Genomic DNA, 16959 nt, shown 5'->3' with positions numbered 1-16959 from the left:
CCGGCAATCCCCCTCCAGAACAAAACCCCATTCCGAAAGAATTGATATGGCTATCGTAGAAGTCAAAGTACCGCAACTGTCCGAATCCGTGGCCGAGGCCACCATGCTGACCTGGAAAAAGAAGGCCGGTGAGGCAGTGGCCGTGGACGAAATCCTGATCGAAATCGAAACCGACAAGGTTGTGCTGGAAGTGCCCGCACCTGCTGCCGGCGTGCTGGCAGAAATCGTCCAGGGTGATGGCGCCACCGTGGTGGCCGAGCAGTTGATCGCCAAGATCGACACCGAAGGCACAGCCGGTGTCGCCGCTCCTGCCGCTGCGCCTGCTGCTGCAGTTGCCGCGCCTGCAGCTGCTGTGGCCGTGGCCGCTGCTGCAACGGGTGGCTCAAAGGCCGATGTCGCCATGCCCGCAGCGGCCAAGCTGCTGGCCGACAACAACCTGTCGGTCTCGGCTGTGGCCGGCACGGGCAAGGATGGCCGTGTGACCAAGGGCGACGTGCTCGGCGCGGTGGCGGCTGGTGCGGCCAAGGCCGTGGCGCCCAGCGCCATTCCCACCGGTGTGCCCACCAAGGCATTGCCGCAAGTGGCTGCTCCGTCGGCTGCACAGAACCTGGGCGATCGTCCCGAGCAGCGCGTGCCCATGAGCCGCCTGCGCGCCCGTGTGGCCGAGCGTCTGCTGCAGTCGCAATCGACCAACGCCATCCTGACCACGTTCAACGAAGTGAACATGGCCCCTGTGATGGATATGCGCAAGAAGTTCCAGGACGCGTTCACCAAGGAACACGGCGTGAAGATCGGCTTCATGAGCTTCTTCGTGAAGGCGGCCGTGCATGCGCTCAAGAAGTACCCGGTGCTCAATGCCTCGGTCGATGGCAACGACATCGTCTACCACGGCTACTTTGACATCGGTATCGCCGTGGGATCGCCCCGTGGTCTCGTGGTGCCCATCCTGCGCAACGCCGACCAGATGAGCTTTGCCGAAATCGAGAAGAAGATCGCTGAATTTGGCAAGAAGGCTGCAGAAGGCAAGCTGGGCATCGAAGAGATGACCGGCGGCACCTTCTCCATTTCCAACGGCGGCACCTTCGGCTCGATGATGTCCACCCCCATCATCAACCCACCTCAGTCGGCCATTTTGGGCGTGCACGCCACCAAGGACCGCGCCGTGGTCGAGAACGGCCAGGTTGTGGTGCGCCCGATGAACTATCTGGCGATGTCGTATGACCACCGCATCATCGACGGTCGCGAAGCCGTGCTGGGCCTGGTGGCCATGAAGGACGCGCTGGAAGACCCCTCGCGCCTGCTGTTCGACATCTAAGCGCTGAGCGCTGAAAGCATCGACCCACCCATGTGGCCTGGCCTGCGCTGGAGCCCGTCGGTGGGTCTTTCACCAACTGATTGAGTGAGATTTCCCCATGAGCAAACAATTTGATGTCGTCGTGATCGGCGGCGGCCCCGGTGGCTACATCGCTGCCATTCGCGCAGCGCAGCTGGGCATGAACGTGGCCTGTATCGACGAATGGAAAAACGACAAGGGCGGCCCGGCCCCCGGCGGCACCTGCACCAACGTGGGCTGCATTCCGTCGAAGGCGCTGCTGCAGTCGTCCGAGCATTTCGAGCATGCCAACAAGCACTTTGCCGACCACGGCATCACCGCCACCGGCGTGAAGATGGACGTGTCCAAGATGGTGGCCCGCAAAGACAGCGTGGTCAAGCAGAACAACGACGGCATCCTGTACCTGTTCAAGAAGAACAAGGTCAGTTTCTTCCATGGCCGTGGCTCGTTCGTGAAGGCGGCGGCCGACGGTGGCTATGAAATCAAGGTGGCGGGCGCCACCGAGGAAACTCTGGTGGGCAAGCAGATCATCATTGCCACCGGCTCCAACGCGCGTGCTCTGCCCGGTGCGGAATTTGATGAAGTGAACATCCTGTCCAACGACGGCGCTCTGCGCATCGGCGCGGTGCCCAAAAAGCTCGCCCTGATCGGCTCGGGCGTGATCGGCCTGGAGATGGGCTCGGTCTGGCGCCGCCTGGGCGCGGAAGTGACCGTGCTCGAAGGCCTGCCAACTTTCCTGGGTGCCGTGGACGAACAGATCGCCAAGGAAGCCAAAAAGGCGTTTGACAAGCAGGGGCTCAAGATCGAACTCGGCGTGAAAGTCGGCGAGATCAAGAACAGCAAGAAGGGCGTCAGCATCGCCTACACCAACAGCAAGGGTGAAGCCCAGACCCTGGACGCAGACAAGCTCATCATCTCGATTGGCCGCGTGCCCAACACCATCGGCCTGAATGCCGAATCCGTGGGCCTGCAGCTGGACGAGCGCGGTGCCATTGCGGTGGACGGCGATTGCAAGACCAACCTGCCTGGGGTGTGGGCCGTGGGTGACGTGGTGCGTGGCCCGATGCTGGCGCACAAGGCCGAGGAAGAGGGCGTGGCCGTGGCTGAACGCATGGCCGGCCAGCACGGGCATGTCAACTTCAACACCATCCCCTGGGTGATTTACACCAGCCCCGAAATCGCGTGGGTGGGCCGCACCGAGCAGCAACTGAAGGCCGATGGCGTGAAGTACAAGGCTGGCACGTTCCCGTTCCTGGCCAATGGTCGCGCGCGGGCACTGGGCGACACAACGGGCATGGTCAAGTTCCTGGCCGATGCGGTGACGGATGAAATCCTGGGCGTGCACATGGTGGGGCCGCAGGTTAGCGAGCTGATTGCCGAAGCCGTGGTGGCCATGGAGTTCAAGGCCAGCGCAGAAGACATTGCCCGCATCTGCCACGCGCACCCCAGCTTGAGCGAAGCGACCAAGGAGGCCGCCCTGGCCGTGGACAAACGCACGCTGAATTTCTGATTCTTTGAGTCAAATTGGCTGCTAGCGCTTATGCAGTAAGCGCTAGCAGCTATTTATTTTATAGCATCATAGTATCGGGGCATCTTCAACGTGACTGTCAAACAGACCTATCTCGCAGAACTTGCCGCCAAGGGTTTTCAGAGCGATCCGGCGCAATTGCGCGCGGTGGACGCCCTGCAGCGCTGCGCTCAGGACTGGGCGGCGTACAAGTCGCGCCGCTCCAACGCCCTTAAAAAGATCATCAACCGCCCCGAAGTTCCGCGTGGCGTATACATGTATGGCGGGGTCGGGCGGGGCAAGAGCTTTCTCATGGATTGCTTTTTCAACGCCGTGCCACTCAAGCGCAAGGTGCGACTGCATTTTCACGAGTTCATGCGCGAGGTGCACCGCGAGCTGGCTGGCCTGCAGGGCACGGTGAACCCGCTGGATGTGCTGGGTGCGCGCATTGCCAAGCGCTACAAGCTGATCTGCTTTGATGAGTTTCACGTCGCCGACATCACTGACGCGATGATCTTGCACCGCTTGCTGGCGGCGCTGTTTGACAACGGGGTGGGGTTTGTCACCACCTCCAACTTCAAGCCCGACGATCTGTACCCCGATGGCTTGCACCGCGACCGTATCCTGCCCGCTATTGCGCTGCTCAATGAAAAGCTGGAGGTCGTGAATGTGGACAACGGCACGGACTACCGGCGTCGCACGCTAGAGCAGGTGAAGATTTATCACACGCCCCTCGGTCCCGAGGCAGATGCCGAAATGAATGCTGCCTTTGACCAGTTGGCCGAGGTGCACGATGAAGACCCCGTGCTGCACATCGAAGCGCGCGAGATCCGGGCGCGGCGCAAGGCGGGGGGCGTGGTGTGGTTTGACTTCAGGACGCTGTGCGGTGGCCCCCGGTCGCAGAACGACTACCTGGAGATTGCCACGCAGTTCCACACGGTAATGCTGTCGGATGTGCCCTATATGCCGGTCAACATGGCGTCGCCTGCGCGGCGCTTTACCTGGCTGGTGGACGTGCTGTATGACCGGCGGGTCAAGCTCATCATGTCGGCTGCTGTGCCGCCAGAGCAGCTGTACACCGAAGGACCTCTGGCCCACGAGTTTCCGCGCACGGTGTCCCGGCTGCACGAGATGCAGTCCAAGGAGTTTCTCGCGCTGGATCGCCGCACTGTTGAGACGGGACTGACGTAATGAAAAAGGCATGGGCAATTGGCGGGCTGGTCTGTTTGATCGCCGGGCCTGCGATGGTGCAAGCGGCGGATCCTGCCCCGCCTGAAAATCGTTACAGCGCCGTGCAGGCACAACGGCAGGCCGAGCGCGAGCATATTCACCAGGAGCGCCAGGCCATCGCGGCCACGCGAAAGCGTGAGGAGACCGCGTGTTATCGCCGGTTTGCGGTAGAAGACTGCCTGCGCGACGTGCGAACCCAGGCGCGCAGGGCAGAACTGCAACTGCGCGGGCGCGAGTTGCAACTCAATGACGCAGAGCGCAAGGAAAAAGCCGCCGAGCGGTTGCGCTCGATCGAAGAAAAGCAACGCGTGGCTCCTGACCGTTCGCAACCCCAAGGCTCGGCACGAGGGGAGGGGCGTGGTGCTCCCGTCGGCGTGGAGGATTTGCGCACGCAGCGTCAACGAGACGCACAGCAGCGGGCCGAGCAGCAGCGGGCCCGCCGGCAGTCGAGCGCTGCAAACCAGGCGCAGCGTGCCAGGCAAAGCGCTGAGCGGGCGGCCACGGCGCAGTCCCGCCATGCTGAAAACGTGAAATCCGCGCAGGAGCGGCGCGAACGGGTGCAGAAAATGCAGGCCGAGTCTGCCGCCGCAGGGCGCCAACCGGCTGCTCCCCTGCCCGCGTCGTCGGGGCTGCCGCCCGTTCAACCCTGAAGTGCGGGGTGACGGGGACTAAGGGAAGCACGCGCCCGCGCCTGCGAGCTGGCCCTGCGCGCTTCAGGCGGTTTTTGAGGAAATGGGGCTCAGTCGTCCCATTTTTTTCTCTTCTTCCAGGGCTTCAATCTTCACGACGACCAGCGACAGGTTATCGCCACCCCCGCGTGCGCGCGAGCGTGCCTTGTCGATCAGAAATTCGGTGGCCTCGCGCGGCGACAGGGAATCGACCACCGAGGCCAGCTCGGTGGGAGAAAAGTAGTGCCATACACCATCGCTGCAGGCCAGCAAAACATCGCCTGGCTGCAAGTGCTGGATGGTGTGGGTGGTGGTGGGTGGATCGCTCTCGGTGCCCAGGCAGCCCACCAGAATGTTGGAATGCGGATGGATGTTGGCCTCGGCTTCGGTCAGCTCGCCACGATCGACCAAGGCCTGCACATAAGAGTGGTCGCTGGTGCGAAAGGTCAGCCTGGCACCCTCAAAATGGTAAATGCGCGAATCGCCCGCATGAACCCAGTGGCAGTCACCGCGCGGGTTGATCAAAAACGCCGCAATGGTGCTGTGGGGTTCCTGTTCGGATGAAATGGCCGTGAGGCGGATGACGATGTGCGCCTCTTCCACCATGTTCTTGAGCATTGCGGCAGGGTCGTCGGACTCTGGCGAGTAGCGTTCGAACAACTGGCGGGCCGTCATCATCACCTGGTCGGATGCCTTGCGCCCACCACTGCGACCACCCATGCCGTCAGCGATCACGCCCAGCACGCAGCCGTTGTAGCGTTCGTGGGAGATCAGGGCCACTTGGTCTTGCTGGTATTCGCGGTCACCCTTGTGGATGCCGGTCGAGGCGATAAGGCGGAACGCTTTGGTCATGCTGGTGATTGTGGGGGGCGGCGGCTCAAATACGCATCGGCGCAGGGCGCCAGACCACGTATTATTCATTCGCGTGTGGCATTTTTGCCATGCCCGTGAGCGCTTGGCGCCGTCAATGCCTTGAAATCGAACCTCCACTCCTTGCCTCGTCCGTTGATTGTTTTGCGTATGGCCCCTGCCGTATTGAACGTGCGCATCGATGAGGGCCCGCAAGAACGACTGCCAGACGACGTTTTGCGCAGGCGCCTGAAGAACCGCCGCATGGCGTTGCGCAGCGCAATCGGCTGTTTCGCGCGCGCGCTCCAGCCCCAAGAACCTGCGTGATGAGCCTGGTGGAAGCCGTGCACGCGGTATTTGAGCCCCAAGGGGTGCTGGCGCAGATGGGGTCGCACTACCTTGCGCGAGATGGCCAGATCCGCATGGCCGAAGCGGTGGCCCGAACCATTGTGCAGGGTGGCGCCCTGGTGGTGGAAGCGGGTACGGGTGTTGGCAAAACATTCGCGTACCTGGTTCCGGCGCTGCTCAGCGGAGAGCGTGTCTTGCTGTCCACGGCCACCAAGGCCTTGCAGGACCAGCTCTTTGCCCGGGATCTCCCCCAATTGGTTTCTGCGCTGGCCTTGCCGGTGCGCACGGCCCTGCTGAAAGGGCGCGGGAGCTACCTGTGCCTGCACCGGATGGAACAGGCACGCCAGGATGATGAGCTGCACGACCGCACCATTCAGCGGGTGCTGGCCAAGGTAGAGGTGTGGTCGCACAGCACGCGCTCGGGGGATCTGGCGGAACTGCCGGGTCTCGACGAGCGCTCGCCCGTCATTGCGCTGGTTACCTCCACCCGCGAAAACTGCCTGGGGGCCTCGTGCCCGCGTTTTCGCCAGTGCCACGTCAACCTCGCACGGCGTGAAGCGCTGGCGGCGGATGTGGTGGTGGTCAACCACCATTTGTTCTTTGCCGATGTGGCCGTGCGGGAGTCGGGCATGGCCGAGTTGTTGCCAACCGTGCGGGTCGTGGTGTTTGACGAGGCGCACCAGATCAATGAAATCGGCGTGCAATTCATGGGCATGCAGCTGACCACGGGGCAACTGCTGGATTTTTCCCGTGACATTCTGACAGCTGGTTTGCAGCATGCCCGTGGTTTGACCGACTGGAACACGGTGGCGGGCCGCATCGAGCAGGTCGCTGCCGATTTGCGGATTGCCGTGGGGCCGGGCGTACCAGGAACCAAGCTACGCTGGCTTGGGGATGTGCCAGAAACCGTTGCACCCGGCGGCTGGCACGAGGCCTTTCGACGGGTATCTCTTGCCTGTGCACAAGCCCTGGAAACACTGGACCCGTTCAGCGAGACATCCCCGGACCTCATGCGCCTGTATGAGCGCGGCTCGGAGATTCTGGCGCGCCTGGGACGCTTTGCAGCACCCTGCAGCCCGGATGCGGTGCGCTGGGTAGAGGCAGGTGGGCAATTGCGGCTGGTGGAATCGCCGCTCGATATTGCGCAGGCCATGCAAACCCGGTTGCTGGCGGCTCCTGCCGAAGCTTGCGAAGGCTATGGCGAAGGCTATGGCGAAGGCGAAGGCGACGAGTGGCCCGCGCCGTCGCAGCATGCTGGGCGGGCCTGGATTTTCACGTCTGCAACCCTGGGCGACGACGCCGGGCTGACGTGGTTCACCGAGCGCTGTGGCCTGCAGGATGCTGAGATCTTGCGGGTGGAAAGCCCCTTCGACTATGCCTCCCAGGCCGCGTTGTATGTGCCGCGGCATGTGCCAAAGCCTTCTGATCCCGGGCACAGCATCGCCGTAGCCCGGTTGTCGGGGGCCGCTGCAGACCGCCTTGGCGGGCGCACGCTGGTGTTGACCACAACCCTGAAGGCTTTGCGGGTGATTGGGGACATTCTGAAAGACCGGTTCCGCAGCACTGAAGGGCTTGAAGTGCTGGTGCAGGGGGACTGGCCAAAGCGCCATCTGATGGAACGCTTTCGCGAGGGGGCGACAAGCGGCGGGCGCGGCTGCCTGCTGGTGGCCTCGGCCTCATTCTGGGAAGGTTTTGATGTCCCAGGCGACGCCTTGCAGCTGGTCATCATCGACAAGTTGCCCTTTCCTGCGCCCGGCGATCCGCTGATGGAGGCGCGAAGTCAACGCATTGAGGTCGCCGGTGGGCGTTCGTTTCAGATGCTTGCGGTGCCCGAGGCCGCTGTGGCACTCAAGCAAGGTGCGGGGCGGCTGATACGGCGGGAATCGGACCGGGGCGTGCTGGTCGTGTGCGACACGCGGCTGGTGACCATGGGCTACGGCAAGCGGCTGATGCGCGCATTGCCTCCCATGCGTGTTCTTGAAAGTCCTGAGGAGTTTGAGGCCGCGCTGGATGCGCTTACCAGAACTTCCACCAAGGATTGGACTTTGCCTTGACGGTGCCCGTGGCGTAAGCGCCTTGGGGATAGGAAGATTGCATGACCCGGCGTGCGTCGTCGCGCAGCTGGGTCATTCCGAGGGCATCGTAGGACTGGATCAGGATGTAAAGCGCCTCTTCGAGTGCGGGCACACCCTGGTAATCGGCCAGCGCGGCCTGCGCGCGGCCAATGGCTGCCACATAAGCGCCGCGCTGGAAGTAATAGCGGGCGACGTGCACCTCATACTGGGCCAGCGAATTGACGATGTAGGTCATGCGCTGGCGAGCGTCTTTGGCATAGCGGGAGTCAGGGAAACGCGTGGCCAGTTCGCTGAACGACTCAAAGGAGTCCTTGGCCGCTTTCTGATCGCGTTCGGACAGGTCCTGCTGGGAGATCCAGGAAAAAAGACCCAGGTTGTCGTTGAAGTTGACCAGGCCTTTCAGGTAGAGCGCGTAATCCAGTGCCGGGCTGGCCGGGTGAAGCTTCATGAAGCGATCGAGCGTGGCGATGGCCTGTGCCTTTTCGCCAGCCTTGTACTGCGCATAGGCCTTGTCCAGCTGGGCCTGCTGGGCCAAGGGTGTGCCTGCTGCGCGGCCTTCCAGCTTTTCGAGCAATGGCACCGCCTTGTCGAAAGCGCCGCTATTGAGTTCGTCCTTGGCTTCCGAGTAAATGCGGTTGGGGCTCCAGCCCGCTGTCTTGTCTTCCGGAGTGCTCGAGCAGCCCGCAAGCAGGCCGGCGGTCAGCAGGGCAGTGATAAAAGGCAGTGAGGCACGCAGCATTGCAGGCAGCTTTCAGGCTAAAGGTGAACGTGTGTCTTGTGAGGGGCTGTAAAGGCTGCCGCACCGATAGGGTGCGGCTTGGCCTGCGACAGAACCTGGACCGACGCTGGCATTGTACCGACGCACGCTGCCGAGCTTTGCGCGCTGAATCGGGTCATTTTCGATGCCGGACCAGGTGGGGCTTCCTACAATGGGGCCCATGTTTGTTCACCTTCGCCTGCACACCGAGTTCTCCGTCGTTGACGGCACCAATCGCATCGATGAGTTGGCCAAGGCAGCGGCCAAGGATGGCCAGCCCGCATTGGCCATTACCGATCTCAGCAACCTTTTTGGTGCCATCAAGTTCTACAAGGAAATGCGCGGCAAGGGCGTCAAGCCGATTCTGGGCGCCGAAGTGTTCGTGGAAGGCGAGGCCGGAGCGGCGCCGTCGCGCATATTGCTGCTGGTGCAGGGGCACCAGGGTTACCTGAATCTGTCTGAATTGCTGGCGCGCGCCTGGACCCGCAACGTGGTCAAAGCCCAGGCCATTTGCACCTGGGAGTGGTTGCAGGAGCTGGGCGAAGGGTTGATCGCGATCGCCGGGGCCCAGGCGGGGCCAGTGGGGCAAGCCCTCATGAAAGGCGATGACGCTGGTGCGGCGCACCTGGCGCTCCGGCTGGCCGGCATCTTCCCGCACCGTTTTTATATGGAGGTGCAACGGGCGGGACGCGCCGACGACGAGGCCCATGTCGTGGCCGCAGTGCAACTCGCGGCTCGGCTCAATTTGCCGGTGGTCGCCACGCATCCCGTGCAGTTCGCCACCGCCGACGATTACGAGGCCCATGAGGCCCGGGTCTGCATCTCCGAGGGCGAAATTCTGGGCAACCAGCGGCGGGTGCGCAAGTTCACGCGCGAACAATATTTCAAGTCGTCGGCGCAAATGCAGGCGCTGTTTGAAGACCTGCCTGCCGCCCTGGCCAATTCGGTGGAAATTGCCCGCCGTTGCAACATCAGCCTGGTGCTGGGCAAGCCGCAATTGCCCAATTTTCCCATCCCACCCGTGAACGGGCAGGTGCTGTCAGTGGAGGATTACTTCCGCCATGTTTCGTTTGAGGGGCTGGAAGACCGCCTCAGGCTGCTATTCCCCGACGAAGCCAAACGCAATGCGCAGCGGCCGCGCTATGTGGAACGGCTCGAGTTCGAGCTCAACACCATTCTCAAGATGGGGTTCCCGGGCTACTTTTTGATTGTGGGCGACTTTATTCAGTGGGCCAAAACCCACGGTTGCCCCGTGGGGCCTGGCCGGGGCTCAGGTGCGGGGTCTCTGGTGGCCTATGCGCTCAAGATCACCGATCTGGATCCGCTTGAATACAACCTGCTGTTCGAACGGTTTTTGAATCCCGAGCGTGTGTCGATGCCCGACTTCGACATTGACTTTTGTCAGGCGAACCGCGACCGCGTGATCGACTACGTGAAGGACAAGTACGGCAAGGATGCGGTAAGCCAGATCGCCACCTTCGGCACCATGGCCGCCAAGGCGGCCATTCGTGACGTGGGCCGGGTGATGGACATGAGCTACACCTTTTGTGATGGCATTTCCAAGCTGGTGCCCAACAAGCCGGGGCAGTCCTATACGCTGGCCTACCCACCTGACCCCAAGAAAGAGGGCGACAAGAACAACTACGCGCTCGAACTGGAGCCGCTGCTGGCGGAGCGGGTGCAAAAGGAAGAAGACGTCAAGACCGTCATCGAGATGGCGCAAAAGCTCGAGGGTTTGACGCGCAACATCGGCATGCACGCCGGTGGGGTGCTGATTGCGCCGGGCAAGCTCACTGATTTCTGTCCGCTGTACCAGCAGCCGGGCAGTGAGGCGGCCGTGAGCCAGTACGACAAGGATGACGTGGAGGCCATCGGCCTGGTGAAGTTCGACTTTCTGGGGCTGGCGACACTCACCATTCTGGAGATTGCGCGCGAATTCATCATGAAGCGCCACAAGGGGCAGGAGAACTTCAGCTTCGAGACCATTCCCCTTGACGATGGGCCCACCTACAAGCTCTTTTCCGATGGCAAGACCGAGGCGGTGTTCCAGTTTGAAAGCCGCGGCATGCAGGGCATGCTGCGCGAAGCCAGGCCCAGCCGCCTGGAAGACCTCATTGCGCTGAATGCCTTGTACCGTCCGGGCCCGATGGATCTGATACCGAGCTTTGTGAACCGCAAACACGGCAAGGAAGTGGTGGAGTATCCCCATCCGCTGGTCGAAAAGGTGCTGTCAGAGACCTACGGGATCATGGTGTACCAGGAGCAGGTGATGCAGACCGCTCAGGTGCTGGGGGGCTACTCTCTCGGTGGCGCCGACATGCTGCGCCGGGCCATGGGCAAGAAAAAGGCCGAGGAAATGGCCGAGCACCGCGCCATCTTCCGCAAGGGGGCTGCAGAAAAGAACATCAGTGAGCAGAAGGCCGACGAGGTGTTCGACCTGATGGAGAAGTTCGCGGGCTACGGTTTCAACAAGTCGCACGCGGCTGCCTATTCGCTGCTGGCCTACCACACCGGCTGGCTCAAGGTGCATTACACGGCCGAGTTCTTCTGCGCCAACATGACGGTGGAAATGGATGACACCGACAAGCTCAAGGTTCTGTTTGAAGATGCGCAAAAGAATTTCGGACTGACCTTTGAGCCACCGGATGTCAACCGCGGCACTTACCGTTTCGAACCAGTGACCGACAAAGTCATTCGCTACGGTCTTGGGGCGGTCAAGGGCACGGGCCAGCATGCCATCGATGCCATCGTTGCGGCCCGAGAGGGGCGGGGCCAGGGGCCGCAGGGCTCCACCACGGGTCCGTTCAAGAGTCTGTTTGATTTTTGCGTGCGGGTGGACAAGGCGCGCCTGAACAAACGCACGGTCGAAGCGCTCATCAAGGCGGGGGCCTTTGATTCACTCAACCTCAACCGTGCTGCCATGGTCGCGTCGATTGACCGAGCCTTTGACTTTGCCGCTGCCACGCTGGCCAATGTCAACCAGGGTGGGCTGTTCGACATGATGGGCGACGACGCCCACGGATCGAGCACGCAGGAGCCTGACCTGGTGGACGCGGTTCCCTGGGGTATCAAGGAGCGCCTCACCCAGGAAAAAACGGCCGTGGGTTTTTATCTGTCGGGCCATCTTTTCGACGAGGTGGCGCAAGAGGTGCGTCGCTTTGTTCGCACCCAGATCGACGAATTGCTGGACAGCCGCGAGCCCCAGATTCTTGCGGGCATCGTCAGCGATTTCCGGGTGATCAACGGCCAGCGGGGCAAGCTGGGCTTGTTCCGGCTGGACGATAAGTCGGGCGTGATCGAGGCGTCGGCCGACGAAGCCCTGCTCAATACCTACCGCAACCAGCTCAAGGAAGACGAGTTTGTGGTGATGATGGGGCGCCTGCAGCTGGACCATTTCAGCGGGGGGCTGCGCGTGAAGGTTCAGCAGGTTTGGGATATGGCCGGTGCACGCGCACGGTTTGGCAAATACCTCCATGTGGTGGTGGGGGACAAATCGCCCGAAGTGCCGCGTCTGGTACAGGAGTTTCCGCCCTGCCGTGAAGAGTCGGAGCAGGGCACTGTGCTGCATGGACTGCGCGTGCGCATGGGCGTGCGCTGTGTCGCAGAGCAGGGCGCTGCGGTGGCCGAACTGCAACTGGGCGATGCCAGCCGGTTTTATCCCACGGACGCGGCACTGGCAGCTTGGAGCGCCCAGGTGGGCACGGGCTCGGCCGTTGTGATCTATGAGTGACCCCGGCATTTTTTGGTGGGCACTCCGGACGTGGTTGAAAAACACCCGGCCGTCATCAGATATCACTGTCGGCAGCGATGCTCCCGGGTCGCTAGAATGAAATTCATGGCAACAAAACCACCTTCTCCCCCCGTCGCGCTGCCCGTTACCCGGCCAGCGAAGGATGATGGCGGTTCGGTCGTGCTCGAAAGACGCGTGCAAAAGACCCGGCCGCCGCAGATGTACCAGGTGGTCATGCTCAATGACGACTACACCCCCATGGAGTTCGTCATCGTGGTGCTGCAGGAGTTTTTCAGCAAAGACCGCGAGCAGGCCACCCAGATCATGCTGAAGATACACCTCGACGGCAAAGGCGTCTGCGGCGTGTATTCACGCGATGTGGCTGCCACCAAGGTCGACCAGGTGCTGGAGGCCGCGCTCAAGGCCGGCCACCCGCTTCAATGCGTCAGTGAGCCTGTTGAATAACAGGTTTCTCGTCCCGATCTACAGTTATCTCTTCCACGCAAGCACAAAGGAGTTCACATGATTGCCCAGGAACTGGAAGTCAGCTTGCACATGGCCTTTGTTGAGGCCCGCCAGCAGCGCCACGAGTTCATCACCGTGGAGCATCTGTTGCTTGCACTGCTCGATAACCCCAGCGCAGCCGAGGTGCTGCGTGCATGTTCGGCCAATATCGATGATTTGCGGTCATCGTTGTCTAACTTCATCAAAGACAACACGCCGCAGGTTGCCGGATCGGACGAAGTGGACACCCAGCCCACACTGGGTTTCCAGCGGGTGATCCAGCGCGCCATCATGCATGTGCAGTCCACCGGCAACGGCAAGAAAGAGGTCAACGGTGCCAACGTGCTCGTGGCCATCTTTGGCGAAAAAGACTCGCACGCCGTGTACTACCTGCACCAGCAGGGCGTGACGCGCCTGGACGTGGTCAATTTCATTGCCCACGGCATCAAAAAGGGCGAGCCGCCAGAGCCCGCCAAGGCCGAGAACCAGGCCGAAGGCGAGGAGGGCGGCGGTTCGGAGCGCAGTGAGAAAGCGTCTCCGCTGGAGCAGTTCACCCAGAACCTGAACCAGCTCGCCAAGGAAGGCAAGATCGACCCGCTGATTGGCCGCCACTACGAGGTAGAGCGCACGATCCAGATCCTTTGCCGCCGTCGCAAGAACAACCCGCTGCTGGTGGGCGAGGCCGGCGTGGGCAAGACGGCGATTGCCGAGGGCTTGGCCTGGCGCATCACGCAAAACGACGTGCCTGAAATTCTGGCCGAGGCCGTGGTGTATTCGCTCGACATGGGCGCGCTGCTGGCGGGCACCAAGTACCGCGGCGATTTTGAGCAGCGCCTCAAGGGCGTGCTCAAGTCGCTCAAGGACAAGCCCAACGCCATTTTGTTCATCGATGAGATCCACACCCTGATCGGTGCGGGTGCTGCCTCGGGCGGCACGCTCGATGCGTCCAACCTGCTCAAGCCGGCGCTTTCCAGCGGCCAGCTCAAGTGCATTGGCGCCACCACCTTCACGGAATACCGTGGCATTTTCGAAAAAGACGCTGCGCTGTCGCGCCGGTTCCAGAAGGTGGACGTGGTCGAGCCCACGGTAGCCGAAACCATCGACATCCTCAAGGGCCTGAAGTCGCGCTTTGAAGAGCACCACAGTGTGAAATACGCTGCGGCCGCCCTGCAGGCTGCGGCCGAGCTGAGCGCCAAGTACATCAACGACCGCCACCTGCCCGACAAGGCCATCGACGTGATCGATGAAGCCGGTGCGGCCCAGCGCATCATGGTGCCGAGCAAGCGCAAAAAGACCATCGGCAAGGCCGAGATCGAAGAGATCGTGGCCAAGATCGCGCGCATTCCTCCCGCCAACGTCAGCAACGACGACCGCGGCAAGCTGCAGACGCTGGAGCGCGACCTGAAAAGCGTCGTGTTCGGTCAGGACAAAGCCCTGGAAGTGCTGGCCAGCGCGGTCAAGATGGCGCGCTCGGGTCTGGGCAAGGGCGACAAGCCGATCGGCTCGTTCCTGTTCAGCGGCCCCACCGGCGTCGGCAAGACCGAGGCGGCCAAGCAGCTGGCCTACATCATGGGCATCGAACTGATCCGCTTTGACATGTCGGAGTACATGGAGCGCCATGCCGTGAGCCGCCTGATTGGCGCGCCTCCTGGCTATGTGGGGTTCGACCAGGGCGGCCTGCTCACCGAAGCCATCACCAAGAAGCCGCACGCCGTGCTGCTGCTCGATGAAATCGAGAAGGCGCACCCGGACATCTTCAATGTGCTGCTTCAGGTAATGGACCACGGTACGCTGACCGACAACAACGGGCGCAAGGCAGACTTCCGCAATGTGCTCATCATCATGACCACGAACGCGGGCGCCGAGACCATGAACAAGGCGACCATTGGCTTCACCAACCCCCGGCAGGCGGGCGACGAAATGGGCGACATCAAGCGCCTGTTCACGCCTGAGTTCCGCAACCGGCTGGACGCCATCGTCAACTTCAAGGCGCTCGACGAGCAGATCATCCTTCGCGTGGTGGACAAGTTCCTGCTGCAGCTCGAAACGCAGTTGGCCGAGAAGAAGGTGGAGGTCACCTTCACCGACACGCTGCGCAAGCACCTGGCCAAGAAGGGCTTTGATCCGCTGATGGGCGCCCGCCCGATGCAGCGCCTGATCCAGGACACCATTCGCCGGGCCCTGGCCGATGAGCTGCTGTTTGGCCGCTTGCAGGATGGCGGCCGCCTGACCGTGGACATCGAGGTCAAGACGGACGACAAGGGCGTGGAAACGTCCGAAGTGATGCTGGACATCCAGCCGCTGCCCAAGAAAGAGCGCTCGGCCAAGTCGGAGCCCGCTGAACCCGAAGAGGCCACTGCCGACTGATTGCGCTACGACCCCGCTCGCAGCTGGTGTGCCGCGATCGCGAGGCACACACCCCAAAGCCCGTGGCGCAAACCCCGGGCTTTTTTTATGGTGGCAGAGCGTTCTGAACTGGTGCTGCGCCTGTGCGCGGCGCGCTGTTTACCGGGGTGCCTGTAGCCGCTCAAGCAGCGCGTGCGTGGGATATCCGTCGGCCATGGTGCCGATGCTCTGCTGAAAACGGCGCAGGCCTGCGCGTGTTGCCGGGCCCATCACGCCGTCTGGCACACCCGCGTCAAAACCCTTTGCATTGAGTGCCTCCTGCAGCTGGCGCAGCTGGTCGCGATTCAGGGGGGCAATGTCGCGGGGCCACGCCCTGGCAACGGGTGGGCCACCGTCGATCTGGCGTGCCAGAAGGCCCACGCCCAGCGCGTAGTTGACGGAGTTGTTGTACCGCAGGATGGTGCGGAAATTGGTGCCCACCAAAAACGCTGGGCCGCGTGCACCTGCGGGCGTGATGATGGAGGCCTCGCCCACTTCGGGCAGGGGTTGCCCGTCCAGCGTGCGAACGCCTTCTGCCGCCCATGCTGCGCTGTTCTGGCGGGTGCGGATTTCGGTGCGTGCGTAGTCAAACCCGGCGGGCAGTTGCACTTCGACGCCCCAGGTCTGGCCGCTTTTCCAGCCCATGCGCGCCAGAAAATGGGCCGTGGACGCCGTGACATCGGCAATGCTGCCCCAGATGTCACGATGGCCGTCGCCGTCGGCATCCACGGCGTAGGCCAGAAACACCGAGGGCAGAAACTGCGTGTGCCCCATGGCGCCCGCCCAGGAGCCGATCATGCGATCGGCCGGGATGTCGCCCTGGTCCACGATGCGCAGCGCGGCCAGCAGCTCGGCTTGCGCCCAGGCGCGGCGACGTCCGTCGTAAGCCAGCGTGGCAAGCGCGTCCACCGCGCGGTAGGTTCCAAAGTTGCTGCCGTAGTTGCTCTCCATGCCCCAGATGGCCGTGATCACTGCGGCGGGTACCCCGTGGCGAGTGGCGGCAGCGTCCAGTGCGGCGTGGTGCTCCGCCCGCATGGCCTGGCCCTGTGCAATGCGCTGCGGCGACACGGCGCTGTCCAGGTAGGCCCAGGGCGTGCGGGTGAATTCGGGCTGGGCACGGTCCAGCTCCACCACGCGAGGTTGCCATTGTGCGCTGCCCAGCACTTCGCGCACGGTTTGGGGCTCAATACCCGCCGCCAGGGCTTGTTTCGAAAAAGCGGTGCGCCAGGCGTCGAATCCTTCTTCAGGGGGTACTTCGGAAGCCGTGTCAACTGGCGCGGAGACCTGCGCACTGTTGGCCGCAGGCGCCAAGGCCGTTGGCTGCGGCTTTGCCAGCCTGTCGGGGAGGCTTTCGGAAGCCGGCGCCGAGGCGCAACCTGCCAGGGCCATGGCCGCCACCAGTGTGGCAAGCGAGAGTGGCGCCACGAGGGGAGTGCGGTGGCGAGAGGAGCTGGAGGGGGCGTTTGGGGGGCTGTGCATGCGCCATTGTCCCGTGTAGCAGCGCGGGTGCAGCGTTGCAGGTGTATCACGGCGTGATGTGGTGGCAATCCTCTGGACCCACTTTCACTACTAT

Annotated in this window: 11 protein-coding genes; 8 read left to right on the top strand and 3 right to left on the bottom strand. The window is 62.6% G+C overall.

Features of this window, described 5'->3' with window-relative positions; translation table 11 throughout:
• Window positions 1-46: 46 nt before the first annotated feature.
• From odhB to K226_RS0113130, 4 genes are all read left to right on the top strand, one after another.
• Complete coding sequence (gene odhB, locus K226_RS0113145; RefSeq protein ID WP_024815254.1) at window positions 47-1315, top strand: 2-oxoglutarate dehydrogenase complex dihydrolipoyllysine-residue succinyltransferase; 1269 nt, start codon at window positions 47-49, stop codon at window positions 1313-1315.
• A gap of 97 nt (window positions 1316-1412) precedes the next feature.
• Window positions 1413-2843 carry a dihydrolipoyl dehydrogenase gene (lpdA, locus tag K226_RS0113140; protein WP_024815253.1) on the top strand — a complete coding sequence of 477 codons (1431 nt, stop codon included), beginning with the start codon at window positions 1413-1415 and terminating at the stop codon, window positions 2841-2843.
• A gap of 90 nt (window positions 2844-2933) precedes the next feature.
• A complete protein-coding gene (zapE, locus tag K226_RS0113135) occupies window positions 2934-4031 on the top strand; it encodes a cell division protein ZapE (protein ID WP_024815252.1) in 1098 nt (365 codons plus the stop codon).
• A complete protein-coding gene (locus K226_RS0113130) occupies window positions 4031-4720 on the top strand; it encodes a hypothetical protein (protein ID WP_024815251.1) in 690 nt (229 codons plus the stop codon). The genes zapE and K226_RS0113130 overlap by 1 nt, the downstream gene beginning before the upstream one ends.
• Before the next feature lie 63 nt (window positions 4721-4783).
• Here the strand turns inward: K226_RS0113130 and K226_RS0113125 are convergent, their stop codons facing one another.
• A complete protein-coding gene (locus tag K226_RS0113125) occupies window positions 4784-5590 on the bottom strand; it encodes a PP2C family serine/threonine-protein phosphatase (protein WP_024815250.1) in 807 nt (268 codons plus the stop codon).
• Between the two features lie 323 nt (window positions 5591-5913).
• On the opposite strand from K226_RS0113125, the gene K226_RS0113115 reads away from it, so the two are divergent.
• Window positions 5914-7989, top strand: coding sequence for an ATP-dependent DNA helicase (locus tag K226_RS0113115; RefSeq protein WP_024815248.1), 2076 nt, complete (start codon window positions 5914-5916; stop codon window positions 7987-7989).
• Here the strand turns inward: K226_RS0113115 and K226_RS0113110 are convergent.
• Window positions 7952-8749, bottom strand: coding sequence for an outer membrane protein assembly factor BamD (locus tag K226_RS0113110; protein WP_024815247.1), 798 nt, complete (start codon window positions 8747-8749; stop codon window positions 7952-7954). The two genes, K226_RS0113115 and K226_RS0113110, sit on opposite strands and share 38 nt — an antisense overlap.
• Window positions 8750-8948: 199 nt before the next feature.
• On the opposite strand from K226_RS0113110, the gene dnaE reads away from it, so the two are divergent.
• The 3 genes from dnaE (at window position 8949) to clpA (ending at window position 15368) form a co-directional block, all read left to right on the top strand.
• Window positions 8949-12497 (top strand): DNA polymerase III subunit alpha, encoded by a 3549-nt coding sequence (gene dnaE, locus K226_RS0113105; RefSeq protein WP_024815246.1) that lies wholly within the window; start codon window positions 8949-8951, stop codon window positions 12495-12497.
• A 96-nt stretch (window positions 12498-12593) separates the two neighbouring features.
• The gene (clpS, locus tag K226_RS0113100) at window positions 12594-12962 is read left to right on the top strand and encodes an ATP-dependent Clp protease adapter ClpS (RefSeq protein WP_024815245.1); all 369 of its coding nucleotides are present in this window, start codon (window positions 12594-12596) and stop codon (window positions 12960-12962) included.
• A gap of 57 nt (window positions 12963-13019) precedes the next feature.
• Window positions 13020-15368, top strand: coding sequence for an ATP-dependent Clp protease ATP-binding subunit ClpA (gene clpA / locus K226_RS0113095; RefSeq protein ID WP_024815244.1), 2349 nt, complete (start codon window positions 13020-13022; stop codon window positions 15366-15368).
• Between the two features lie 138 nt (window positions 15369-15506).
• Here clpA and K226_RS0113090 read toward each other — a convergent pair whose 3' ends face one another.
• Entirely contained in the window at window positions 15507-16865 is a 1359-nt protein-coding gene (locus K226_RS0113090; protein ID WP_081739381.1) for a lytic murein transglycosylase, read from the bottom strand.
• Window positions 16866-16959: the final 94 nt, after the last annotated feature.

Source organism: Acidovorax sp. JHL-3 (genome assembly GCF_000526295.1).
Lineage (GTDB): Bacteria > Pseudomonadota > Gammaproteobacteria > Burkholderiales > Burkholderiaceae_C > Acidovorax > Acidovorax defluvii.
The sequence above is the reverse complement of the archived record's forward strand: the minus strand, read 5'-3'. Positions and strand labels throughout refer to the sequence as shown.

Excerpts from the sequence above, each read along its gene's own strand:
- odhB (WP_024815254.1), top strand. The coding sequence starts at position 47 with ATGGCTATCGTAGAAGTCAAAGTACCGCAACTGTCCGAATCCGTGGCC.
- lpdA (WP_024815253.1), top strand. The coding sequence starts at position 1,413 with ATGAGCAAACAATTTGATGTCGTCGTGATCGGCGGCGGCCCCGGTGGC.
- K226_RS0113130 (WP_024815251.1), top strand. The coding sequence starts at position 4,031 with ATGAAAAAGGCATGGGCAATTGGCGGGCTGGTCTGTTTGATCGCCGGG.
- K226_RS0113125 (WP_024815250.1), bottom strand. The coding sequence starts at position 5,590 with ATGACCAAAGCGTTCCGCCTTATCGCCTCGACCGGCATCCACAAGGGT.
- K226_RS0113115 (WP_024815248.1), top strand. The coding sequence starts at position 5,914 with ATGAGCCTGGTGGAAGCCGTGCACGCGGTATTTGAGCCCCAAGGGGTG.
- K226_RS0113110 (WP_024815247.1), bottom strand. The coding sequence starts at position 8,749 with ATGCTGCGTGCCTCACTGCCTTTTATCACTGCCCTGCTGACCGCCGGC.
- dnaE (WP_024815246.1), top strand. The coding sequence starts at position 8,949 with ATGTTTGTTCACCTTCGCCTGCACACCGAGTTCTCCGTCGTTGACGGC.
- clpS (WP_024815245.1), top strand. The coding sequence starts at position 12,594 with ATGAAATTCATGGCAACAAAACCACCTTCTCCCCCCGTCGCGCTGCCC.
- clpA (WP_024815244.1), top strand. The coding sequence starts at position 13,020 with ATGATTGCCCAGGAACTGGAAGTCAGCTTGCACATGGCCTTTGTTGAG.
- K226_RS0113090 (WP_081739381.1), bottom strand. The coding sequence starts at position 16,865 with ATGCACAGCCCCCCAAACGCCCCCTCCAGCTCCTCTCGCCACCGCACT.